The sequence below is a fragment of the Nocardia sp. NPDC051321 genome, from assembly GCF_044455225.1.
In the GTDB taxonomy this organism is placed as follows: domain Bacteria; phylum Actinomycetota; class Actinomycetes; order Mycobacteriales; family Mycobacteriaceae; genus Nocardia.
In genome coordinates, this window is record NZ_JBITEM010000005.1 from 461,245 (window position 1) to 482,616 (window position 21,372).

21 protein-coding genes are annotated in these 21,372 nt (G+C 67.2%); 6 read left to right on the forward strand and 15 right to left on the reverse strand.

The window, feature by feature from the left end:
• Nucleotides 1-263: 263 nt before the first annotated feature.
• The 4 genes from ACIA8C_RS14390 to arc all read right to left on the reverse strand — a co-directional run bounded on the left by ACIA8C_RS14390 (nucleotide 264) and on the right by arc (nucleotide 5,608).
• Nucleotides 264-1,778, reverse strand: a complete 1,515-nt coding sequence (locus ACIA8C_RS14390; protein WP_397134584.1) for an ArnT family glycosyltransferase — start codon at nucleotides 1,776-1,778, stop codon at nucleotides 264-266.
• Nucleotides 1,771-2,406 (reverse strand): TetR/AcrR family transcriptional regulator, encoded by a 636-nt coding sequence (locus ACIA8C_RS14395; RefSeq protein ID WP_397134587.1) that lies wholly within the window; start codon nucleotides 2,404-2,406, stop codon nucleotides 1,771-1,773. Before ACIA8C_RS14395 ends, ACIA8C_RS14390 begins: the two co-directional genes overlap by 8 nt.
• 18 nt (nucleotides 2,407-2,424) lie before the next feature.
• Nucleotides 2,425-3,666, reverse strand: a complete 1,242-nt coding sequence (locus ACIA8C_RS14400) for a carboxylesterase family protein (RefSeq protein WP_397134589.1) — start codon at nucleotides 3,664-3,666, stop codon at nucleotides 2,425-2,427.
• A 181-nt stretch (nucleotides 3,667-3,847) separates the two neighbouring features.
• Nucleotides 3,848-5,608 (reverse strand): proteasome ATPase, encoded by a 1,761-nt coding sequence (gene arc, locus ACIA8C_RS14405; protein ID WP_397134591.1) that lies wholly within the window; start codon nucleotides 5,606-5,608, stop codon nucleotides 3,848-3,850.
• A 140-nt stretch (nucleotides 5,609-5,748) separates the two neighbouring features.
• Between arc and ACIA8C_RS14410 the strand changes: the two genes are divergently transcribed.
• A complete protein-coding gene (locus tag ACIA8C_RS14410) occupies nucleotides 5,749-6,297 on the forward strand; it encodes a hypothetical protein (RefSeq protein ID WP_397134593.1) in 549 nt (182 codons plus the stop codon).
• Between the two features lie 47 nt (nucleotides 6,298-6,344).
• On the opposite strand, the gene ACIA8C_RS14415 is transcribed toward ACIA8C_RS14410, so the two are convergent.
• Nucleotides 6,345-7,178 carry a tRNA (adenine-N1)-methyltransferase gene (locus tag ACIA8C_RS14415; protein WP_357389253.1) on the reverse strand — a complete coding sequence of 278 codons (834 nt, stop codon included), beginning with the start codon at nucleotides 7,176-7,178 and terminating at the stop codon, nucleotides 6,345-6,347.
• 99 nt (nucleotides 7,179-7,277) lie between these two features.
• Between ACIA8C_RS14415 and ACIA8C_RS14420 the strand changes: the two genes are divergently transcribed.
• Nucleotides 7,278-8,189 (forward strand): RecB family exonuclease, encoded by a 912-nt coding sequence (locus tag ACIA8C_RS14420; RefSeq protein WP_397134595.1) that lies wholly within the window; start codon nucleotides 7,278-7,280, stop codon nucleotides 8,187-8,189.
• A 1-nt stretch (nucleotide 8,190) separates the two neighbouring features.
• On the opposite strand, the gene ACIA8C_RS14425 is transcribed toward ACIA8C_RS14420, so the two are convergent.
• A complete protein-coding gene (locus tag ACIA8C_RS14425; protein ID WP_397134597.1) occupies nucleotides 8,191-8,349 on the reverse strand; it encodes a hypothetical protein in 159 nt (52 codons plus the stop codon).
• 289 nt (nucleotides 8,350-8,638) lie between these two features.
• On the opposite strand from ACIA8C_RS14425, the gene ACIA8C_RS14430 reads away from it, so the two are divergent.
• The 3 genes from ACIA8C_RS14430 to ACIA8C_RS14440 are packed head-to-tail and all read left to right on the forward strand — an operon-like array spanning nucleotide 8,639 to nucleotide 11,179.
• Complete coding sequence (locus ACIA8C_RS14430; protein ID WP_397134599.1) at nucleotides 8,639-8,920, forward strand: hypothetical protein; 282 nt, start codon at nucleotides 8,639-8,641, stop codon at nucleotides 8,918-8,920.
• The gene (locus tag ACIA8C_RS14435; protein ID WP_397134602.1) at nucleotides 8,913-9,965 is read left to right on the forward strand and encodes a polyprenyl synthetase family protein; all 1,053 of its coding nucleotides are present in this window, start codon (nucleotides 8,913-8,915) and stop codon (nucleotides 9,963-9,965) included. The genes ACIA8C_RS14430 and ACIA8C_RS14435 overlap by 8 nt, the downstream gene beginning before the upstream one ends.
• A gap of 53 nt (nucleotides 9,966-10,018) precedes the next feature.
• On the forward strand, nucleotides 10,019-11,179 hold the full coding sequence (locus ACIA8C_RS14440) for an oxygenase MpaB family protein (protein ID WP_397134604.1): 1,161 nt from the start codon (nucleotides 10,019-10,021) through the stop codon (nucleotides 11,177-11,179).
• Here ACIA8C_RS14440 and ACIA8C_RS14445 read toward each other — a convergent pair.
• The 4 genes from ACIA8C_RS14445 to ACIA8C_RS14460 all read right to left on the reverse strand — a co-directional run bounded on the left by ACIA8C_RS14445 (nucleotide 11,169) and on the right by ACIA8C_RS14460 (nucleotide 13,780).
• The gene (locus ACIA8C_RS14445; RefSeq protein ID WP_397134606.1) at nucleotides 11,169-12,365 is read right to left on the reverse strand and encodes a YeiH family protein; all 1,197 of its coding nucleotides are present in this window, start codon (nucleotides 12,363-12,365) and stop codon (nucleotides 11,169-11,171) included. The genes ACIA8C_RS14440 and ACIA8C_RS14445 overlap by 11 nt on opposite strands.
• Nucleotides 12,365-12,499, reverse strand: a complete 135-nt coding sequence (locus ACIA8C_RS14450) for a hypothetical protein (protein WP_379290350.1) — start codon at nucleotides 12,497-12,499, stop codon at nucleotides 12,365-12,367. The genes ACIA8C_RS14445 and ACIA8C_RS14450 overlap by 1 nt, the downstream gene beginning before the upstream one ends.
• A gap of 99 nt (nucleotides 12,500-12,598) precedes the next feature.
• Complete coding sequence (hisG, locus tag ACIA8C_RS14455) at nucleotides 12,599-13,450, reverse strand: ATP phosphoribosyltransferase (protein WP_397134609.1); 852 nt, start codon at nucleotides 13,448-13,450, stop codon at nucleotides 12,599-12,601.
• 48 nt (nucleotides 13,451-13,498) lie between these two features.
• Entirely contained in the window at nucleotides 13,499-13,780 is a 282-nt protein-coding gene (locus ACIA8C_RS14460; protein WP_174412539.1) for a phosphoribosyl-ATP diphosphatase, read from the reverse strand.
• A gap of 71 nt (nucleotides 13,781-13,851) precedes the next feature.
• On the opposite strand from ACIA8C_RS14460, the gene ACIA8C_RS14465 reads away from it, so the two are divergent.
• Nucleotides 13,852-14,826: an NAD(P)H-dependent flavin oxidoreductase gene (locus ACIA8C_RS14465; RefSeq protein WP_397134611.1), complete on the forward strand. Its 975-nt coding sequence runs from the start codon at nucleotides 13,852-13,854 to the stop codon at nucleotides 14,824-14,826.
• Here the strand turns inward: ACIA8C_RS14465 and ACIA8C_RS14470 are convergent, their stop codons facing one another.
• The 5 genes from ACIA8C_RS14470 to ACIA8C_RS14490 all read right to left on the reverse strand — a co-directional run bounded on the left by ACIA8C_RS14470 (nucleotide 14,827) and on the right by ACIA8C_RS14490 (nucleotide 20,967).
• A complete protein-coding gene (locus ACIA8C_RS14470; protein WP_397134614.1) occupies nucleotides 14,827-16,641 on the reverse strand; it encodes a choline/carnitine O-acyltransferase in 1,815 nt (604 codons plus the stop codon).
• A complete protein-coding gene (locus ACIA8C_RS14475) occupies nucleotides 16,638-17,474 on the reverse strand; it encodes a class I SAM-dependent methyltransferase (protein ID WP_397134616.1) in 837 nt (278 codons plus the stop codon). The genes ACIA8C_RS14470 and ACIA8C_RS14475 overlap by 4 nt, the downstream gene beginning before the upstream one ends.
• 57 nt (nucleotides 17,475-17,531) lie before the next feature.
• Nucleotides 17,532-18,395, reverse strand: coding sequence for an arpA protein (locus tag ACIA8C_RS14480; protein WP_397134618.1), 864 nt, complete (start codon nucleotides 18,393-18,395; stop codon nucleotides 17,532-17,534).
• 149 nt (nucleotides 18,396-18,544) lie between these two features.
• Nucleotides 18,545-19,237 carry an HAD family hydrolase gene (locus ACIA8C_RS14485; protein WP_397134620.1) on the reverse strand — a complete coding sequence of 231 codons (693 nt, stop codon included), beginning with the start codon at nucleotides 19,235-19,237 and terminating at the stop codon, nucleotides 18,545-18,547.
• Complete coding sequence (locus ACIA8C_RS14490; RefSeq protein ID WP_397134622.1) at nucleotides 19,234-20,967, reverse strand: protein kinase; 1,734 nt, start codon at nucleotides 20,965-20,967, stop codon at nucleotides 19,234-19,236. The genes ACIA8C_RS14485 and ACIA8C_RS14490 overlap by 4 nt, the downstream gene beginning before the upstream one ends.
• Between the last annotated feature and the right edge of the window lie 405 nt (nucleotides 20,968-21,372).

The following is a 21,372-nucleotide window of genomic DNA, read 5'->3' on the forward strand; positions in this document are numbered from 1 at the left end:
GCGGATTCCATCGGCGAATTCGACGAGGGCCCGCACGGGAAGCAGCCGAAGCCCGATCGCCGGGTCAGAACTCAACCGCACACTCACTGTGTAAGCCGCACACCCGTACACGCGGTGTGCGGCTGACAGTGGGCGTGCGAACCTTGCGCTTCAGTCCGTCAATCGAACTCAGCATAAGGTTAAGCAAGCAGGCACGTTACTGAACTTTAGGCCTCGAAGGTTGGATAACGAGTGACGTAGCTTAACGCTAGAGCAACCGACGCTCACAATTTCAGCAGGCCGGGCCAGGTTCGGGACCAAGGGGCGCGGGGGTTGTCGCAGCGCCAGATGGTTACGTCGCGGGTGGAGCCGGGGAAGCCTAGGCGGGTGTTGGCGTGGCCGATGGGGGTTATCGAGCCGAACAGCGGGCGGATGTCGGATTCGTCGTTGCCTACCCAGAGGATGGTGGTGGCGGAGTCCGGTGGGGTGCCGAAGTAGCCGAAACCGCGGTTGGGGCTGTAGATGGCGGGGAGGTCGGTGCCGTAGACGTCGAGTGCGCTTGCCTGCCAGTAGGAGTCGGTGATGATGGCGACGTCGGCTCGGTCGGCCTCGGGGAGCGAATGGTAAGCATCGGCGGTGGCGGCGGCGAGTTCGGGCCAGCCGAATCTGCCGTAGACGCCGATCGCCAGGCCCGCGTCGGCCTCGCTCGCCGCGGGTTCGATCGAGGACTCTGGCCGCCATGGCATCGTAAATGCCGCGAGCACAACGGATATGACAATCATCGTGGCGGTCAGGATCATGCGTAGCCTGCCCGTTTTTTCGGTCCAGCGCACCGCGCCCGCGGCGAACAGCGCGGCGTAGCAGCCTGCGGCGTAGTACGCCCTGCCGTCGGTGGCGATGAAGGCGACGGCGAGCAGCAGCGGCAGCGGGGCGAGGAATCGGTACTGGCGCAACGGTTCCCAGCGGAACAGGGTCACGATTCCGTAGATCAGCAGCACACCGCCGAGCAGACCCGCGGCGGCGAGGGCCAGCGGCAGCCAGGTGTAGCGACCGCCGACGGTGGCCTGTTCCTCGGCGACCACCGCGCCGAGACGCAACTGCGGCCAGTCGTGCGAGGCCTGCCAGATCAGGCTCGGCAGCGTCACGCAGATGACCAGCACCCCGCCCAACCACAGCGCCGGGCGTCGGAACAGGTCGCGCGGGCCGTACATCGCCACCCCGATGGCGACCGCGATCCAGAAGAACGGGATCAGCCATTTGACCTGCATATCCAGCGCCGTCACCAGGGACGCCGACAGCAGGAGCGAGTCGTGCCTAGTGCGCACCCAGCGGATGAGCAGCCAGCTGATCAACACCCACAACGCGGTGTCGACCGTATTGGTAGCCAACTGAGTTCCCTGAACCAGCAGGAAAGGCGAAGTAGCGTAGGCGGTCGCGGTCAGCAGTTGCGCGTTGCGTGATCCGCCGAATTCCCTGGCGATCTGCGCGCTGATCAGCACCGCGGCGACGGTGACCAGCAGCGCCGGAATGCGCTGGGCCACTAAGGATTCCGGGGCGATCAAGTCCATCAGCCGCGCGATCGCGGGCAACAGCGGGCCCTGATCAGCGTAGCTGACCGCGAGCCTGCGGCCCGCCGAGATGAAATACAGTTCGTCGCCGAAGAATCCGTACCGGCCCGCCGAGGCCAGCAGCGCGATCGCCGAGACGAGCGCGATGGCACCGACGCCGACGAGCGCGAACGGCGCCTGCTGCTCGGTCGTATCCGGTTGCCGCACTTGGGTTGTCGCGGTGTCAGTCATCTTCCCCCACCTTTCGCGTCGCCAAATCGAACAAACGGCACATGTGTGCCGTGTACCCGTCCATATCGAAGTCCGGCTCCCGGATCGCGCGCCCGGCCACGCCGTCGATCGTGTCGCGGATGGACATCGCCATTGCCAGTGGATCGAATTCGCCGAAGTCCCCGGCGCGCTGGCCTTCCCGCATGATGTCGATCAACGGCACGATGATCTCGCGCTCCCCTTCGGCCGAGGCGAACTTCGGCTTGCCGTCGGCATCGCGGAGATTCAGCACCACGTCCATCAGTGCCGCGACGTAGTTGGTGTTCGCGGCGATGAACGCGAGATTCGATTCGATGTAGGCCAGCAACATGTTTCGCGGGCCGATCGCCGCGGCGACCTTGGGCCCGATGTGCTCCGCGCCCGATATGTACAGCTGGATCACCAGCTGTGTCATCAGATCGTCTTTACCGGCGAAGTGGTAGGAGATGACCCCCTTGGAGATCCCGGCATGCTTGGCGATGCGCGCCAGCGACGCATTGCCGTACCCGACCTCGGAGATCACCTCCACCGCCGACGCGATGATCTGCCGACGCCGCGCCTCTTCGATGAACGACCTTTGCTGGCCGTCTGTACTACTTTCTGACCGCACGGCCAAATATTAGCACGATCAGCCAGTGAAGTGCCGAGTGGTGCCGCGCTCCCACCCCGGATCACCGTCCTTGGTGAAACTCAGCCAGCTGCCACGCATCTCGTCGACGAGCCTTTGCGGGCGCTCACCCTGCAGCATCGGCGCGTGCCGCCATGCCTCCGCGTTGCCGAGGAGGAACGGCAGCTCGAGGCAGTGGCACGCCCGGAACGGACTGCCTTCCGGATACCAATCGAACTCGAACAGCCAGGCCGTATCGCGCGACTCACTCAATCGCCGAGTCGGTCCCCGGAAGATCTGCTCCGAGACTGCCGCCACCACATCCCAGTCGTCGGAGAAGAACGCCGACGCCTCGTCCTTGGTAGTCCCCATCACCATCGGCATGCCGTCCGCACGCCCGCTCACCGCGGCAACTGGGTCGGCGGCAACCACTACCCCATCGCCCACCAACTGGAACGGCGGCACTACCTGCCCCCCGGCCCCCTTCGCGACCGCCACCTGCGCGGCCAGCAACGCGTCCACCGGCACCTGACCGAGTTCCCCCGCCGTAACACCCAACTCCTGCAAGAACTTTGCGCCGGTCCGCTCCGCCGCATCCGGCGTATCGGGCAGCATCCCGAGCGGGGGACTCTGCAAGATCACCTGCTGAAACAGCCCCTCCGCCCGCTCCCCCGACAACATCGCCACCAGCGAAATCGCCCCCGCCGACTGCCCCGCCGCGGTCACCCGTCCGGGATCACCACCGAACGCGGCAATGTTGTCCCGCACCCAGCCGAGCGCCGCGATCTGATCCAGCAAACCCAGGTTGCCCGCACTCACCCCCGGCAACCGCAAGAACCCAAGCGGCCCAAGCCGATAGTTCACCGTCACCACAACGACATCCCCCAGCGCCGCCATCTCGGCCCCGTCATACCACCCGAGACTGCCTGCCCCACTGGAAAACCCACCCCCGTGCATAAACACCAACACCGGATGCCCATCCCCCGCCGGCGCCCACACATTCAACGACAAACAGTCCTCCCCCTGCCCCACCTCGAACCCGCCCATCGCCCGATCCAACCGCGACGCCAATTGCGGTGCCGCCACCCCGAATTCCCGTGCCTCCCGAACCCCCTGCCACGGCGCAACCGCCTCCGGCTCCCCAAACCGATCGGCCCGCGCATACGGAATCCCCCGAAAGACGCTCACCGCCCCCTCGACAACCCCCCGAACTTTCCCGCCCCCGGCCTCAACAACTACCGACTGCTTGATCTCACTACTCATGAGTCCGAGTCTGCCCCGCCCCCGCCCACCGAGCCACCACCCCCGCCCTGCTCCATCGACGTGAGTCAAAAGGTCGCTTACTGATCTTGGATGGCGACCATTTGACTCACGTCGATTGAGTAGTGCGCCGCAACACGAAAAGCCGCGCTCCCAACGGGAGCGCGGCTTTTTGTACTGAAATCTACAGGTACTGGCCTGTGCTGGACTCGGTGTCGATTGCCCTGCTCGCGCTGGCGTTCTTGCCGGTGACCAAGGTGCGGATGTAGACGATCCGCTCACCCTTCTTGCCCGAGATGCGGGCCCAGTCATCGGGATTCGTGGTGTTGGGCAGGTCCTCGTTTTCGGAGAACTCGTCCTGGATCGAATCGTAGAGATGCTGGAGGCGCAGGCCGGGGTTGCCGGTGTCGAGGACGGACTTGATGGCGTACTTCTTGGAGCGGTCCACGATGTTCTGGATCATGGCGCCGGAGTTGAAGTCCTTGAAGTACAGGACTTCCTTGTCACCGTTGGCGTAGGTGACCTCCAGGAAGCGGTTGTCCTCGCTCTCGGCGTACATCCGGTCGACGACCCGTTCGATCATCGCCTGGACGCAGGCCAGCTTGTCGCCGCCGAACTCGGCTAGATCGTCGGCGTGCAGGGGTAGCGTCTCCGTGAGGTACTTGGAGAAGATGTCCTGCGCCGATTCGGCGTCCGGCCGCTCGATCTTGATCTTCACGTCCAGGCGGCCGGGCCGCAGGATCGCGGGGTCGATCATGTCCTCGCGGTTGGAGGCACCGATCACGATGACGTTCTCGAGTCCCTCGACGCCGTCGATCTCCGAAAGCAGCTGCGGCACGACCGTGGTCTCCACGTCGGAGGACACGCCCGAACCACGGGTGCGGAAGATGGAGTCCATCTCGTCGAAGAACACGATCACCGGCGTACCTTCGGACGCCTTCTCGCGGGCGCGCTGGAAGATGATCCGGATGTGGCGCTCGGTCTCGCCGACGAACTTGTTGAGCAGCTCGGGGCCCTTGATGTTCAGGAAGAACGACTTGGCTTCCTTGGCATCCTCGCCGCGCGCCTCGGCGATCTTCTTGGCCAGCGAGTTGGCCACCGCCTTGGCGATCAGCGTCTTACCGCAACCGGGCGGACCGTAGAGCAGCACGCCCTTGGGCGGGCGCAGCGCGTACTCGCGGAACAGGTCCTTGTGCAGGAAGGGCAGTTCCACCGCGTCACGGATCTGCTCGATCTGCCGACCGAGGCCACCGATGTCGGTGTAGTCGACGTCCGGAACCTCTTCCAGCACAAGGTCTTCGACCTCGGCCTTGGGAATACGCTCGAACGCGAACCCGGCCTTGGTGTCCACCAGCAGCGAATCACCAGGGCGCAGTTTACGAATCGGGGAGTCCGGGTCGTCCATGTCGTCGTACTCGGCGACCTTGGCCAGCGGGCCCGCCAGCCAGACCACGCGCTCCTCGTCGGCATGACCGACGACAAGGGCACGACGGCCGTCATCGAGGATCTCCCGCAGGGTGCCGATCTCGCCGATCGCATCGAAGACGCCGGCCTCGACGACCGTGAGTGCCTCGTTGAGCCGGACGGTTTGACCGTATTCGAGGGTCGAGGTCTCGATGTTCGGTGAACACGTCAATCTCATCTTGCGACCCGAAGTGAACACGTCGACGGTCTGATCGTCGTATACGCCGATCATGATTCCGTATCCGCTCGGCGGCTGACCGAGCCGATCGACTTCCTCACGCAAGGCGACGAGCTGCTGGCGCGCCTCCTTGAGGGTGTCCATCAGCTTGGTGTTGCGAATCGTCAGCGAATCGATGCGGGCTTCCAATTCCCGTGCACGATCCGGCGAATCGGCGAGTTGCCTGCGGAGTGCAGCCGCTTCGGCGCGTACCGCCTCGAGCTCTCTCCAGGCCGCCGAATCCGAATTCTCGATGGGGCTCATGTGCTGCTCCTCCCAGTCCCGGTCTATCAACGCTACCGGGCGCGAACCGTTCTCGCTTTCCGACATGGTTTCGTCGTGATCACATCTGGGCTGCGATCGACCGCCGGATGACCATGTTAGCCTGCCCTAACCCGCACTCGGTGAGCCAGCTCGCCGACCGAGCCGAAAGGTTGCTGAATATGCTCCTTCCCGCCAGAATCTTCCGCGTTTCTCTTGCTACCGCTGCTGCCGCCCTTGTCGTTACCGCCGGGCTGGCCGGCTGTAGCTCTGACGACAACAAATCCGATGCCAAGGTCTCTTCCTCCAGCGCAGTGGCCTCGACCAGCGCCGCGCCGTCCGCCGCCGCGGGCGCGCCGAGCCCGGAGACACTGCAGGCGGTGCTGGTCAAATTGTCCGATCCGGCGGTACCCACGGCCGACAAGACCAAGCTGATCGTCGACGGCGAAAAGCGCACGGCCAACATCGATCAGATGAACAAGGGGCTGGCAGGCTACGCGCTGACTTTCGCAGTGGCGGATGTCACAGCACAAGCCAACACGGCTACCGCACAGGTCACCATCAATTCCCCCCACGGCGCCGCCCCCGCGATGCCCATCAGCTGGGAGAACGTCAACGGCACCTGGAAACTGTCCGACGCGAGCGGCTGCCTCCTCCTCGGCTTCGCCCAGGCCCCCTGCGTCCCCGCCTGACCGTCCGAAGGCGACCTTCAGCTGAAGGGCGCCTTCGGACGGGCGCGTCAGCCCTTCGAGGGCCTGCGCTGGGGCTTGGGGGTCACTGTGCCCTCGGCGAGCCTGCGGGCGCTCACCAGGAAGGCCGTGTGGCCCTGCATGCGGTGCTCGGGGCGGACCGCTAGGCCGACCACGTGCCAGCCGCGCACGATCGACTCCCAGGAGCGCGGCTCGGTCCAGCACTCCTGTTCGCGCAACGCTTCGACGACCTTCGACAGCTGGGTGACCGTTGCCACGTAGATGATCAGCACGCCGCCGGGAACCAGCGCCTTGGCCACCGCGGGTAGCGCGTCCCACGGCGCGAGCATGTCCAGCACGGCGCGATCCACCGGTTCGCCCTCGTAATCGGCCACGTCGCCGACCGTCAACGACCAGTTAGCCGGACGTTCGCCATAGAAGGTTTCGACGTTGCGGATCGCGTGATCGGCGTGATCCTGGCGAATTTCGTACGAGACGACCTCGCCCTGCGGCCCGACGGCACGCAACAGCGAACATGTCAGCGCGCCGGAGCCCGCGCCGGCCTCCAAGACCCGCGCGCCGGGGAACATATCGCCCTCGTGCACGATCTGGGCGGCGTCTTTCGGGTAGATCACGGCCGCGCCGCGCGGCATGGACAGCACGTAGTCGACCAGCAACGGGCGCAAGGCCAGATACGGGGTGCCGTTGGTGGAGTTCACCACGGTGCCCTCGTCGGCACCGATCAAGCTGTCGTGCTTGATCCCGCCGCGATGGGTGTGGAACTCCTTGCCCTCCTCCAAGACCACCGTGTACAGGCGGCCTTTGGCATCGGTCAGCTGTACCCGGTCACCGAGGGTGAATGGCCCGGTCCGTCTGGCCGTCATGAATCTCCGTTCGCTGGAAGAGCAGTGCTGTCGACTGCGGAGCAGTGCGATGAATAGTCGAGCACCGGCGTGTCGGTGCCGCCGGATAGCCTGCCAGGTATGAGCTCGCCCGTGTCCACGCCCCCTACCGACGGCGCGCAGGCGTCCGATGCCGGTGCGGCGGCGAGTCGGTCGCGGCCCGCGCTGTCGCCTTCGCGGGCAATGGATTTCAAGCAGTGCCCGTTGAAGTACCGGTTCCGGGCGATCGATCGGATCCCGGAGACCCCGAATCGCAACGCGCTGCGCGGCACGGTGGTGCACGGAGTATTGGAGGACCTGTACGGCCTGCCAGCGGCGCAACGGCAGCCGCAGCGGGCAGAGGGGCTGATCGTGCCCGTGTGGGCGCGGATCGCGGCCGGGTGGCCCGCGGTGACCGAGTTGATCACCGACGCCGAACTGGACGGTTTCCTCGGCGAGGTGCGCGCGCTGGTGCGGGCGTACTACCGGCTGGAAGATCCGACGCGTTTCGATCCGGAGTCACGCGAGGCGCGGGTGGAGGTCGAGCTCGCGGACGGAGTTCTGTTGCGCGGCTTCGTCGATCGGATCGATGTCGCGCCGACCGGACAGTTGCGGGTGGTCGATTACAAGACCGGCCGCGCCCCCGGGCCTACGCAGGAAACCAGGGCGCTGTTCCAGCTGAAGTTCTACGCGCTGGTGGTGTTGCGCACCCGCGGCATCCTGCCCGCCCAGCTGCGGCTGATCTACCTGGCCGACGAGCAGATCCTCACCTACGCCCCCGACGAGGAGGAGCTGCTCCGCTTCGAACGCACCCTGTCCGCACTGTGGGAGGCCATCCTGGAGGCCGGGCGCACCGGCGACTTCCAGCCGAACACCAGTTGGCTCTGCTCCTATTGCGATTACCAGCCGCTGTGCCCCGAATTCGGTGGCACGCCACCGCCTTACCCCGGTTGGCCGGCCGGCGGCACCGCCGAGTCGCCGGACGAGACCCTCGCGGACGCGGTCGCGGACTGACCTATCGACCGGCCCCCAAGATGAAATCCAATGACGTGCCATGAGATCCGATCATTGCCACCGCGACGATCAGCACCACAACCCCCACCACGTCACCGACCAGGATCAGTGCGTTCCGAATGCGGAGCCATCGGCTGACCTGCTCGGCCTCCGTCGTCATCGACGTCCTTCCCTGCGTCCCTACGGGGGCCCGTTGCGGCGCCCCGACGTTCTCCGTGTGTATTTCGCCTGACACATCGCACAGTGTCGCCGACACACCATGAAGTTATCGTGAAGACTCGCGGAATTCGTACATACCGACAACTGCGGTGCCGCAACGAAAGCCGAGGAGATTCTCGGCGTGTCCGACCGCCGCCGATGTCACACTGAGTTTGCCGTGCCGATTCCACCCTGTTCTCGGGACGCCCACGGCGACAGGTACCGCTCGTACGGATGGGGAGCGTGATCGGATGTCGCAACAATCGGAATCTTACGGATCTCGGGGCGAGGACGCCGTGCTCTTGGCGGCCGGTCTAGCGGAATTGGCCCTCAGCCGGATCGGACCGGTGGTCGGGCGGATGCGCGCGCTACTAGGCCGGTCGGACCTGGCCGCGCTGTTCGGCGAGGCGGACACGGATCTGAAGGCACGCGGCAGGCTCGCACTGGATCGGTATGCCATCGTTCCCCCAGCTCACCTGGAAATCCTCGCCCAGCAGGTAGTGGCACGACGTGCCGCCGCCGACGATGTCTGACCGATACGACCCCGCCGCGTTCAAGGCCCGCATAGACACCGCCCTCGCGCGGTTCGTCGCGCAGGAGAACGACCAGTTGCTGATGGTCGACCCGAAATTGCGGCCGGTAGCCGAGCAGATCGTGGTGGCGACCGCGCACGGCAAACGGTTGCGGGCGGCGTTCTGCTACTGGGGCTGGCGGGCGGCGGGGCAGCCGGACAGTGACGCGCTGATACGTGCCGCGGCGGCAATGGAATTGGTGCACGCCGCGGCCAGCGTGCAGGACGACATCATCGACGACAGCCCGCTGCGGCACGGTGTGCCCACCGCGCAAATCGCGCTACGCACCTCGCTGTGTGGACGCCCGAGCGCGAAGAAATCCGCAAGAGCCCTCGCCATGTTGGTCGGGGACCTGCTTGTGGCTTCGGCCGGGCACTTGTTCCTCGTCAGCGGGTTGCCCGCGGCGTATCTCTCGCGGGCGCGTCCGCTCTGGATGGCGATGGCCCGCGAGTTGATCGCGGGTGAATGCCTGGAGATTCTCTGCACCGGCGCGGCACCGGACACCGGGGAATCGTTGAAGGTGGTCCGGTACAAGACAGCGAAATACACCGTCGAACAGCCGTTACTGATCGGCGGCGCGCTGGCGGGTGCGCACCCGCGGTTGTCGAAGGCGTTCTCCGCCTACGGATTACCGCTCGGCGAGGCCTTCCAACTGCGCGACGACCTGCTCGGTCTGTTCGGTGACCCGGTCCGGACCGGCAAGGCGAGTCTCGACGACCTGCGCGCTCGCCGTCCGACCGCCCTGCTCGCCGAGACGTGGCGCGTCGCCGACCGCAGACAACGAAAACAGTTGGGCGCCTTACTGGATCGACCAGATCCTGGCCCGGACGAGTTGCGCGAGATGTGCGACTTGATGCACCGGGTCGGCGCGCCCGATCGGATCGAACGGATGATCGTCGAGCGGGTCGAGCAGGCCACTGGCGCATTGGCCGGCCTGGACGTGCCCCAGCACGCCGCCGGCGCGCTGAGCGAGCTCGCGCACACCGCAACCACCCGAAACCACTGACCTTGCGGCAGCAGCACTTCCGAAGGCTGGACCATCGAAACTAGGAGCGCCCGATGACCTACACCACCACGTCGATGGACGCACTGCGGCAATACGGTGACGAACTCGCCGACGCGACCGTCGCGACCCTGTTCGAGCGCGGCGAGGTCGGCAAGTTCAACACCCTCATGCGTTACGTCTCCACCGCCGGTGCACCCCTACCGGACGGCCTGCCGGACGTCGCCCGGGAATACCTGCGCGAAACGAGCACGCCGCCCGCCTGGGTGGACTGGGGCGAGATGGAGAAGGCGCGGCTGTTCTTCATCGACAACAACGTGCACATCTCCACGGCCTTGTCGTTCGCCTCGATGCCGGCCTGCTACCTCGTTCCGCACGTCGCGAAGCTGTTGTCGGCCACGCACTCACTGGAGTATCCGTCCAGACGGATGGCCGAGACCGGGCAGTTCACCGTCTACCTGATGCAGCCCGACGCCTTCGAAGCGGGCAGTCGCTTCGTGCCCGCCGTGCAGAAGGTCCGGCTGCTGCACGCTTCGATTCGCCATCATCTGTCCAGGGAAAACCTTTGGGACACCGCTACTTTCGGTACGCCGATCTGCCAGGAGGATATGATCGGCGGCCAATTGCTGTTCTCCATCCTGGTTCTCGACAGTCTGCACCGGCTCAATATCCACATGAGCGTCGACGGAGCCGAGGCGTACTACTACGCGTGGCGGGTGGTCGGGGCGATGCTCGGCGTGGACCAAGCGCACGCGCCCGAAGACCTGGCCAGCGCCCGGGAGTTCCTCGACACCTATCTGACCCGGTACATGGGTCCCAGCGAGGAGGGCGTCAACCTCACTCGCCAGCTCATCGACCTCTACGAGGAGGTCGTCCCCGGCACCGTCTTCGACCCCATCGTCGCCGCCCTCATCCGCTACCTCATCGGTGATACCAGCGCCGACTGGCTGCAGGTACCCCGCACCGCGTGGGATACCGCCGTGAAGGCCGCGCCGAGCCTGCTCGGCATCCTGGAAACCATCGAGGACAGATCCCCGCTCGGCGCGTGGGCGCTGGACCGCCTCGGCCACTTCACCGCCCTGTTCGAACTCAGCTCGCTGACCCGCGGCCGGGTCATGCACTACGCCATTCCCGAACAGCTCAAAGCGGACTTCGGTGTCTCGTCCACGCTCGGGCGCACCCGCCGGTGGACGCCACCGCCGCCGCTCAGAGCGTGAAGTTGTGGAACAGCAAGACTGAAAGGCCTAGTCCGACAGCCAGATTGACCACGACGGCGGAGCCGAAGACGACGATCGGCCGCCACCCGGCTTCGCGCAGGCCGCGCAGCGAGAACTCCAGCCCGATGGAGACGAACGCGAAGATCAGGAACCAAGTGCGCAGGTCGTTGATGATGGCGATGTGCGCGGCGCCGGACTTCTTGTCGGCCGATTGCAGGTAGAGCGTGCCGATGACCGACGCGGCGACGAAACCGAGCACGAACTTGGGGAACCGCTCCCAGAACTGCCGCGCCGAGGGCCGGACCGCACCGGCGGTGCGTTCCACCTTCAGGGTGAAGTACGCGGTCAACGCGATCGCGACGATGCCGATCAGCGCGTTCTGCGTGGTCTTCACGATGGTGGCGATCTGCAGCGCCTTCTCCCCCGCGATGGCGCCGGACGCCGCGACCGCCGCGGTGGTGTCGATATTGCCGCCGATCCAGGCGCCGGCGACCGCGTCGGACAGCCCGAAAGCGTCGGCGAGCCACGGCAATACGAAGATCGACGGCAACGCGAAGATGATCACCAGCGAGGCCGCGTAGGCGATCTGCTCGCGCTTGGCCTGCACCGCACCGGCCGCCGCGATGGCCGCGCTGACGCCGCAGATGGACACCGCCGAGGACAGCAGCGCGCGCAGCTTGTCGTCGAGCCCGAGCCGCCCGCCGAGCCACCAGGTGAACCCGAACACCGCGGTGATCAGCAGTAGCGCCTGCAGGATCGACGGACCCGCCGCGGTCACCAGGATCTTCAGATTGATCGAGGCACCGAGCAGCACCACGCCGGTCTTGATGAAGAACTCGGTGCGGAATCCGGCCGAAAGCCGGTCGCGCAGCGCGAGTTTGGCCAGGATGACGTTGCCGAGCAGGCCGATCACGATGGCGTACACCGGGAACTCGATCGACTTGGCCACCCGTTTGAACGGCGTGTCCGCCGCCCACCGCGGGACATGGGTGTCGAAGAAGCGGGTCAGCGCGCCGAGCACGAGGACGACCGCGATGCCCGCCACGATCGCGCTGACCGTCGGCCGCGAGACCGCCTGCAGTGCCGCCGTTTCCGACTTCACCGGGGCGGAAGTGCCGGTGTCCGTACCGGTTTCGGTCACCACGGTGCCGTCCGAATTACCTTCGCGCGCTTCAGTATCCGACATCACGGCACCAGCCAATCCGGAATCGCGCCGACCAAAACCAGCGCGATCAGCGCCAGTCCGGCGACCGCGGCCAGCCAGTCCTCACTCCAGGCGAATGTGCTTCCCGACCGTTCGTCGGGCGATGTCTGCGACACGGGTGTGCTCCTTGCGTTCCTCATCGAGAGGCCGCACGGTAGCAACACCCGGTCAGCAGGCACACCGGTTGTGTTCAGCGTGAATGATTCATAATCCGCTCAAAAGGCGCGGCAGGAGCGGATATCGAAGGCGAGAATGGCCTTGGCGCCGAGCTCGGCGAGCTGGTCCATCACCTCGTTGCCCTGCTTGCGCGGCACCATCGCGCGGATCGCCACCCAGCCGTCGTCGGCCAACGGCGATACCGTCGGCGACTCCAGGCCCGGCGTGATCTTGACCGCCGCCTCGAGCAACTCCTTCGGGCAGTCGTAGTCCAGCATGATGTATTGCTGGCCGAACACCACGCCCTGCACGCGCGCGATGAGCTGATTGCGCGCCCGCTCCTGCTGATCGGAACCGGTGCGTTCGATCAGCACGCCCTCCGAGTCGCACAGCGATTCACCGAACGCGACCAGATTGTGCTGACGCAGCGTGCGGCCCGAGCCGACCACATCCGCGATGGCGTCGGCGACGCCGAGCTGGATGGAGATCTCCACCGCGCCGTCCAGCCGGATCACCTCGGCCTCGATGCCGCGCCGCTGCAGATCGCTGAGCACCAGATTCGGGTAGGAGGTGGCGATGCGCTTGTCGTAGAGGTCTTCGACCCGCCAGGCCTGCCCGGCCGGTGCGGCGTAGCGGAAGGAGGAGCGGCCGAAGCCGAGGCCGAGCCGTTCGCTGACCGGCGCGCCGGAATCGAGCGCGAGATCGCGGCCGGTGATGCCGAGGTCGAGCTCGCCGGAGCCGACATAGATGGCGATGTCATTGGGCCGCAGGAAGAAGAATTCCACCTGGTTGGCCGGGTCGAGCACGGTCAGGTCGCGCGAATCGGTCCGCTTGCGGTAGCCGGCCTCGACCAGGATGGCGGTGGCGGCTTCGGACAGGGCGCCTTTATTGGGAACTGCTACGCGCAGCATGGGACGGGGTCCTTTCGGGAGTGGAAACTACGGAGTAAGACGCGGCCATCACAGATGTCGGTACACGTCTTCCAGCTTCAATCCACGACCCACCATCAGCACCTGCACCCAATACAGCAGCTGCGAGATCTCCTCGGCGAGCGACTCGTCGCTCTCGTGCTCGGCGGCCAGCCAGACCTCGCCTGCCTCCTCGAGCACCTTCTTACCCTGGCTATGCACGCCCGCGTCCAGCGCGGCAACGGTTCCGGACCCCTCGGGGCGGGTGACCGCACGATCCTGCAGCTCGGCGAACAGGGTTTCGAAGTTCTTCACGATGAGCCATTGTTTCAGACCGGTGTGCGGGACCGTTGCTCCGGCCCATCCCGGCTTTCGCGGAGCGCGGTGGTGGGCATGATGGTGCCATGCCCTTTCAGACAGCACTGACCGAGTTGTTCGCCCTGCGCCACCCGATCGCGCTGGCGCCGATGGGCGGGGTGGCGGGCGGCGAGCTCACTGCCGCGGTGTCCAATGCCGGTGGGTTGGGGCTGATCGGTGCTGGCGGTGGGGACTGGGCGTGGCTCGGCCCACAGCTCGCGATTGCCGCGAAGCAAGCTCGAGCACCTTGGGGTGTCGGATTCTTGTCCTGGGCGGTGCAGCTCGACACGCTGCGCTGGGTGCTCGACGAGCATCGGCCGAGCGCGGTGGCGCTGTCGTTCGGCGACCCGAGCCCGTTCGTCGCGGCGGTGCGCGAGGCGGGCGCGAAGGTGCTGGTGCAGGTCACCGATCTGGACGAGGCGAAGCGGGCCCGCGATGTCGGCGCGGACGTCATCATCGCGCAGGGCGCCGAGGCGGGTGGTCATGGTGGCGGGCGGTCGACCTTGACGATCGTTCCCGCGGTCGTCGATCTGGTGCATCCGACGCCGGTACTCGCCGCGGGCGGAATCGCGGACGGCCGTGGGCTCGCCGCCGCGCTGACGCTCGGCGCGGCGGGTGCGCTGATCGGCACCCGGTTCGAGGCGACGCACGAGGCGCTGCTCGCGCCCGAGGAGGCGAAGGCGATCGTGGCCGCGACGGGCGACGAGACCTCGCGCAACCGGGTATACGACATCGCTCGCCGGTCGCCGTGGCCGGCGCGGTACACCGCGCGCATGCTGCGCAACCGCTTCTTCGACAGCTGGCAGGACCGCGAGGACGAACTGCGCACCGACACCGCGGCGCAACAGGGCTACCTGGACGCCGTCGAGCAGGACGATCCGGCGGCGCTGGCCGTCTGGGCGGGCGAGGCCGTCGATCTGATCAGCTCGATCGACTACGCCGCCGACGTGCTGGCCAGGATCACCGCCGAGGCGGACGCCGCCTTCGGACGCGCCGACACGCAGCGCGTCCGCGGCGACTGACTATTCCGCGCCGAGCAATGCCGCCAGGTCGGCCACCGCGGTGCGCAGGTGGTCGGCGAAGGCGTGCATCTGGTCCGCGACCGTGGTCGGGGTGGCCAGGTACAGGTTCCAGCGGTCCGGCAGCAGCACGTAGGCGACGCCGATGCAGCGGGGGCTGGTCGAGCCGAAACCGAAGTAGCGGATGTTGACCGACGGCGCCGAGCTGGTGCTCAGGTAGTCGTCGCGCATGATCACCCAGCCGGGGCTGTCGTAGAGCGAAATCGGCTCGGTGACATCGAGTTCCGCGCCGCGACGGCGTTGGATCCACTGCAGTTCCCACAGGTGCTGCTCGGGCGCGGCACCCGCCTGGCATTCCTTGGCCCGCGCGACGTGCGCGGCGGCGGCGGTGCGCGCGGCGGCGAGCTTGGCGGGCTGGTCTACCGCCGGGTCCTGCACCGCGTCCACGAACGCCACCATCTCCGGGGTGATCACCCGCATGGCCTCGGTGCGACCGTTGCGATATTGCCGGGTGGCGATGGATTCGTAAGTGGCGCCGGTGATTCCCTTGCTACGCCGGTGCGCCAGCTGATAACTCAACTGCGCGAAGGCATCCGGGGAGATGCCGAGCTGCTTGGCCCTGGTGGTGCCGAAATCCTCGAAAGACACCGTCTGCGTGGCATTCTCGGCGGCATAGCGGGCGAAATCGGCACCGGCGGCGGCAATGTCGTTGCGCTGCGCCGCATCCAGCACGAACTCGATCGGCTCGACCGCGGGCAGACCCTGCGCCCGCGCCCCGGATCGGGCGGCGTGCTCCGGCGCCGAAACCTCCAGCATCGCGTCGACGAACGACAGGATGGTGGTGCCGTCCAGTCCGCAGTGCTCGATGTTGATGCCCGCCTGGCCATCTGCGAAGACGATGAACGACACCGCCTTGTCGAACCACCGGTTCGCGCTGTCGCCGTGCAACAGCTGATCACACGCGTGCAGCTCGTCGCGCGGGGCGAAGTCCTCCAGGCAGACGCAGAACAGCGCGGTCTCGATGGTGTCGAGCGCCGCGGCATTGGTCGGCTCGGCGAGCAACGCCTGCCTGCTCGCCGCCCACTCGGCGCGCGCCTTGGTGGTGAGATGGCCTACCGCGGAATCGGTTCGGGTCGAACGCGCGCCCGCCTTCAGCACCTCGCGCAGCCCGCAGGCCAGGTCGTCGAGTGAGTACGGCGCGCCGTCCTGGCCGAGCACGTCCATCCGGAACATGCTGCCGCGGAAGAACACCACCACGTGCTTGGCATCGGACGGGCCCGGCCATTCCTCGCTGTAGGGCACCCGGACGCTGTCCTGTGTCTCGCCGGGAATGCGGGTCTCGGAGAACAGGTATTTGTTCTGCCACATCGACAGCGCTTGCCCGCGCTGCAGCACCGGCGGGATCGCCTCGGCATCCAGGGAGAGCTTGTAATCAACGGCGGCGGAGATGATTCCGGCAGCCCGATCCACCTGGGTGGCGGCGGTCGACGCGGCCAGGGTGGTGTCGTCGCGGAAGAGGAAGAAGAAGTTGGCGTTCAACGCGATGCGGTCGCGCCTGCCCAGGTATCGCGACGGCCAGAACAGGTCGAGCCAGCTGCCGACGCCCGGTGTGGCGTCGTACTCGGCGAGCGCCGCGTGCAAGGTGCGGCCGGGGCCGTCCGCGCGCAGCAGCTCGTCGACCGCCGCCTCGGTGGTGGCGAGCTCGTCGGCGGTCAGCAGCGGTGCGCACCACCGCAGGAATCTGGCGCAGCTGTCCTCCAGGGTCGGCAGGGGCACCCTGGGCAGGCTGTCGTCGGCGGCGAACGTGCGGTCGGTCAATGCTGGTCCTCGGTGTCGGCGTGGTGCTTCGGCAACGGTCGCGATAGGTAGAGACCGGCATAGAGCCAGCCTTCGGTTTCCCGGTCGGTGGTGTCGATTCCCTTGGCGGACAGGGCGTTCAGCACCTGGGCCTGCTCGGCATCGGAGGCGAACCTGCGCTGCTCGAACAGCCCTGGCGCCTGCTCGGTCCGGTAGCCGAGCGCGGCGAGTTCCGCGGCGATCGGCGCGAAGTCGAACATGCGCAGCACGAAGTGTGCCATCCATGGTCGCCGACGCGGATGCGCGGTGGCGACTCGGGCCAGAGTCTTCTCGGTGACGTAGCCGATGCAGCCGGTGGAGATGATGATGTCGGCGGTGGCGAGCAACTCGCGCTGTTCGTCGGTCGGCTCGCCGGACTCGAGGTCGGCGTGCACGGTGTCGTGCAGCAGGCCGGTCTCCCGCGCGTAGGCGAGCGCGGGCGCGGAGGCGTCCATGCCGAGGAAGCGGACGTCGGCGAGACCGTCTCTGCTGCCGAGAGCTTCGCGGTCGCGGGCTACGAGGGCCGCGTGATCCCCGTCGGCGCTGCGATAGTGCTCGGCGAGTTCCGGCATGGTGGTGTCGAAGCGCAGCAGTGCCGCGTTGACGCCGTAGGAGCAGCCGATGTCGAGCACGGTGAGTGTGCTGACGCGGGCCGAGGCGCGGTACTCCCGAATCTGCTGCTGGAAAACGGGTTTCGCCAGTTCCGGAATGCGATAGTCGAGATCGGACATGCGGGCGTAGTAGTCGCGTGGATCGGGGCGGTCGTAGATGTCGTCGAAGGAGGCTTTCCCGGTCGTGTGTAACGGCACTGCCACAGTCGTTCCTCTCGGGTCGAGCGGTAACTCCCGATCAGCTCGATCGGGCCGTTCGGCTCAGTCGAGCAAGCGGTCGCCGCGGACAACGTCGGCCGCGGCGGCCACATGGTCGGGTAGTACACGGCCGAAGAGTTGACGGGTGCGCTCCACCGTGCCGATGACGCCCGGCCGGTCGGTGTAGGCGAAGATCGCCGAATGTCGTTGCGTGGCACCGGCGACGGGTGACACGCGATGCAGCGAGAAGCGACCCTGGAACAGCTGCAGGTCGCCGGGGCGCAGGTCGAGCCGCTGGATCGACGACTCGCCCGCGCCGGTGAGCACGGCGCGCACGTCGTCGAGGTGCTCGGCCTGCGGTGTGCGAATGTTGGGGCAGTACTCGAAGATTCCGCCCGACTCCGCGGGCTGGGTGAGCATGCTGACGGTGAATTCGTTGGTATCGAAGTGCCACGGGTGCGACATGCCCGGGGCAACCACGTTGAGGCTCAGGCCGGCCAGCGGGTCGGCGAATTCGTGTAGTTCGGCGAGGCCGAAACAGTCAGCGACGAAACGCTGGAACCGGATGTCGGTGTAGAGCTGATGGATCAGCGCGTCGCCGGGGATGCGGTCGCGCGGCACGAACGCGTTGCCGCGATCGAGCACGATGCGCCCCGGATGGTCTTCTGGCAGTTCGGTATCCAGCGGGATGTTGTAGGCGTTGACCCGCTCGACCTCGTAGTACGCGTGCGGGGCCATCGCGGCGCCCTGCGCCCGCAGCGTTTCGGTCAATTCCGGCCGAATGAAACCCCGCAGTACCGTGCAGCCGCTAGCTGCCAGTTCCGTCCTGGCGTTGGCCACCGCGGCGCGCCGGCCGGCGTCCGCGGAATTCGCGAGGGGATACCGTGCGGTATCAACGATCTCGTCGAGGACACCCAACGCTGCCATGGCGACATTCTGGTAGAGCCGACCGCCGACACGCCCGGGATTGGGCGAGATTACCGGTGATCGCGGTCACACCTATTAGCAGCACGCACTCCCGTTGCGGCACAGTAACTCTCGATGGAGCGTGGTCGGGAGTGTCGAACGGCGTCCGCTCAGCCGCGCTGCTTCAGCGCTTGTTCGAGGTCATCGACGGTGAGGCCGACCAGGGTGTCGCGGAAGCTGCGACCCGGCCCGTCCGGCACCGGAATCTCGCACGGGATCACGATCACCGCGCAGCCCGCCGCCTGTGCCGCGCGGGTACCCGTCGGCGAATCCTCCACGGCGACACAGTCGCGCGGTTCGACGCCGAGCAGCTCGGCAGCCCGCAGATACACGTCCGGCTCCGGCTTGCCGCGCGCCACCTCGTCCCCGCAGACCGACGCGTCGAAGAAGTCGCGGCCGAGGGTGTTCAGGCCGAACTCGGTGAGCGACCGCTTGGTATTGGTGACGAGCGCCGACGCCAGCCCCGCCTCCCGCACCATCCCGAGCGCCTCCTTGGCGCCGGGCCGCCACGGGATGGGACCGGTCATCAACTCGGTCACCCGCCACTCCAGGAACTCCCCCGCCGCGTGCAACGCCTCGGGGGTCGACTCGACGCCGAGTCCGTCGAAAACCATCCGCAACGCGTCAGGCCCGGACGCGCCGATCAGCGCGTGCCGCAGCTCGTCGGTCATCTCGTGGCCGTGCTCGCGGGCCAGCTCCCGGACGGCGACGTCCCAGAGCTTCTCCGAGTCGAGCAGCGTGCCGTCCATGTCCCACAACACGGCGGCTAGTCGAGCGGTCCCGTCCACGCTTCGCCCACTCATGTGCCAGAACCGGAGATCAACATCCGTCCATTCTCCGATACCACCTGGATCCATCGGCTCTCGGACCTGATCTCACCGTTCTTCATGCGATAGGTCAGCGAAACGACCGCTCGGTTCTCTCCCTGCGTCGTGACGTTACCGACGCTGACCGAACTGACCGTGCTCCACCAGCTGGCGTAGCCGTTGTAGCCGCTGCCGCTGGCCTGCGACTGGTAGGAGGGCGTCAGCTGGGACCAGGCGCCGGCGGTGTTGCCTGGCAGCATGCCGTAGTAGCCCTGGACGAACTGGGCGACATTCGCCGCGGTGGGTGCGCCGAACGGGGTCACGGTGATGGTCGTGGCCGGCGCCTTGGTCGACGGAGTAGGCGTTGGTGTCGGCGTAGGTGGTCCTGAGGTCGGCGTCGGGGCCGAGCTCGGCGGCGCCGACGACGCGGAGGGCGGAACCTGTGCCGCGGGCTCCTGCTGACCGGGGCCCGCCGCGTCGGGTGCCGACGGCGGGACCTCGGCTACCGAAGACGGGATCGGGCTGTTCGCGGGCGGTGTCGCGGTCTGCCCCTTGTCGCGATCGGTGGTGAGGAACGCGACGAGACCGATCACGGCGAGTACCGCGACGAACGCCGCCGCTGCCATGGCCAATGAACGGTTGCGCGAGGGTCCTGGCCCGGAGCCGCCGGGCATGGTCGAGGACGCACCGCGCGGGGGCAGCGGCGGCTGCGCGGAAACAGGCTCGGCGACAGGGGGATTCGTCAACGCGGCGGTCGAGACCAGCGCCGTGGCGTCGTTCGCGTTCGCGGTACTGCCCGCGGCGTCGGTGCCTGGCGGTGGACTCGGTTGCGGCAGCACGGTTGTCGCGTTGTCGGCACCGGGGGCGGGTAGCGCCTTGGTGAGCATGGGTGTGGCCAAGGCCGGAACCCGGCCCTCCGCAACGGCTTCCAGCGCCTTCTGCGCCTCCCGCATGGTCGGGCGCGCGTCGATGGTCGGGGCGAGCAGCCGCAGCAGGACCGGCCCGAGCGCGCCGGCGTGCTCGGGCACCGGTACCTGTCCGCGCGCGACGGCGTGCAGCACGGCCAGCGGATTGTCGCCCTCGCCGAACGGCGGCATACCCTCGACGGCGGCGTAAAGCGTTGAGCCGAGGGCGAATACGTCGGAGGCGGGTTCCGGGTTCTCGCCGCGCGCCACCTCGGGCGCCAGGTAGGCCGGGGTGCCGGCGAGGAATCCGGTGGCGGTGACGGTGACGTCGCCGACGGCGCGGGAGATGCCGAAGTCGGTGATCTTGACGGTGCCGTCGTCGCCGACGAGCAGGTTCGCGGGTTTCACGTCGCGGTGCATAATGCCCGCGTCGTGCGCGGCGGCCAGCGCGCCTGCGGCTTGCGCGCCGATCCGGGCGACCTCCACCGGGGCCAGGGTGCGCTTGCCGGAGAGCTTGGCGGCCAGGCTCGGGGCGTCCATGTATTCCATGACCAGCCACGGCTGGCCGTCTTCCTCGGCGACGTCGAAGACGGTGATCGCGTGCGGATGATGCAGCCGGGCGGCGATGCGCCCCTCGCGCATGGCGCGCAGCTTTGCCTCCAGCGCGGCCGTGCGCGTCAATCCTGGTCCGAGGATGAGCTGCTTCACCGCGACCGTGCGCCGCAGGCGGACGTCGGTGCCGCGCCAGACGACGCCCATCGCGCCTGTGCCGATCGGATCCGTGAGTCGATACCGTCCCGCGATCAATCGGTCCGCCGTCATGCTGTTGTGCCTTCCTGCTTACGCGCCGAGCTGGTACCGCAGTGGCGCGCAACGCCGGGAAATCCCCGAAAACGCTACGCGCCGTAGTTCTTTACACCCGTAAGCAGCGATGGCGACGCACCCGCCGACTGCCCCGGATGCAGTTGCAACGCTTCCGACAATGGCATACCCACCCGACACACATCCACCTCACCAAACGTCCCCGGGTGATACCCCAGGTCAGCGACCCGCCACGCCGAGGCACGAAATCCGCTCGGCGCGTCGGGATTTGCCCAAATCATGGCATACGAGCAGGTAGCCAAGGCCCTTGCGGTACGCGAACAGTGTTCCGTCACACCGTGACCACGATCACTATTCACCGACCGGTCCGATAACTGATTCGGCGGCGAGCGCCCGCGCGTTCGA

Coding starts and splice junctions, on each gene's coding strand:
- ACIA8C_RS14430 (WP_397134599.1), top strand. CDS start 8,639: ATGTCGCAACAATCGGAATCTTACGGATCTCGGGGCGAGGACGCCGTG.
- ACIA8C_RS14440 (WP_397134604.1), top strand. CDS start 10,019: ATGACCTACACCACCACGTCGATGGACGCACTGCGGCAATACGGTGAC.
- ACIA8C_RS14445 (WP_397134606.1), bottom strand. CDS start 12,365: ATGTCGGATACTGAAGCGCGCGAAGGTAATTCGGACGGCACCGTGGTG.
- ACIA8C_RS14425 (WP_397134597.1), bottom strand. CDS start 8,349: ATGACGACGGAGGCCGAGCAGGTCAGCCGATGGCTCCGCATTCGGAAC.
- ACIA8C_RS14420 (WP_397134595.1), top strand. CDS start 7,278: ATGAGCTCGCCCGTGTCCACGCCCCCTACCGACGGCGCGCAGGCGTCC.
- ACIA8C_RS14485 (WP_397134620.1), bottom strand. CDS start 19,237: ATGAGTGGGCGAAGCGTGGACGGGACCGCTCGACTAGCCGCCGTGTTG.
- ACIA8C_RS14490 (WP_397134622.1), bottom strand. CDS start 20,967: ATGACGGCGGACCGATTGATCGCGGGACGGTATCGACTCACGGATCCG.
- ACIA8C_RS14415 (WP_357389253.1), bottom strand. CDS start 7,178: ATGACGGCCAGACGGACCGGGCCATTCACCCTCGGTGACCGGGTACAG.
- ACIA8C_RS14435 (WP_397134602.1), top strand. CDS start 8,913: ATGTCTGACCGATACGACCCCGCCGCGTTCAAGGCCCGCATAGACACC.
- ACIA8C_RS14390 (WP_397134584.1), bottom strand. CDS start 1,778: ATGACTGACACCGCGACAACCCAAGTGCGGCAACCGGATACGACCGAG.
- arc (WP_397134591.1), bottom strand. CDS start 5,608: ATGAGCCCCATCGAGAATTCGGATTCGGCGGCCTGGAGAGAGCTCGAG.
- ACIA8C_RS14465 (WP_397134611.1), top strand. CDS start 13,852: ATGCCCTTTCAGACAGCACTGACCGAGTTGTTCGCCCTGCGCCACCCG.
- ACIA8C_RS14400 (WP_397134589.1), bottom strand. CDS start 3,666: ATGAGTAGTGAGATCAAGCAGTCGGTAGTTGTTGAGGCCGGGGGCGGG.
- ACIA8C_RS14480 (WP_397134618.1), bottom strand. CDS start 18,395: ATGGCAGCGTTGGGTGTCCTCGACGAGATCGTTGATACCGCACGGTAT.
- hisG (WP_397134609.1), bottom strand. CDS start 13,450: ATGCTGCGCGTAGCAGTTCCCAATAAAGGCGCCCTGTCCGAAGCCGCC.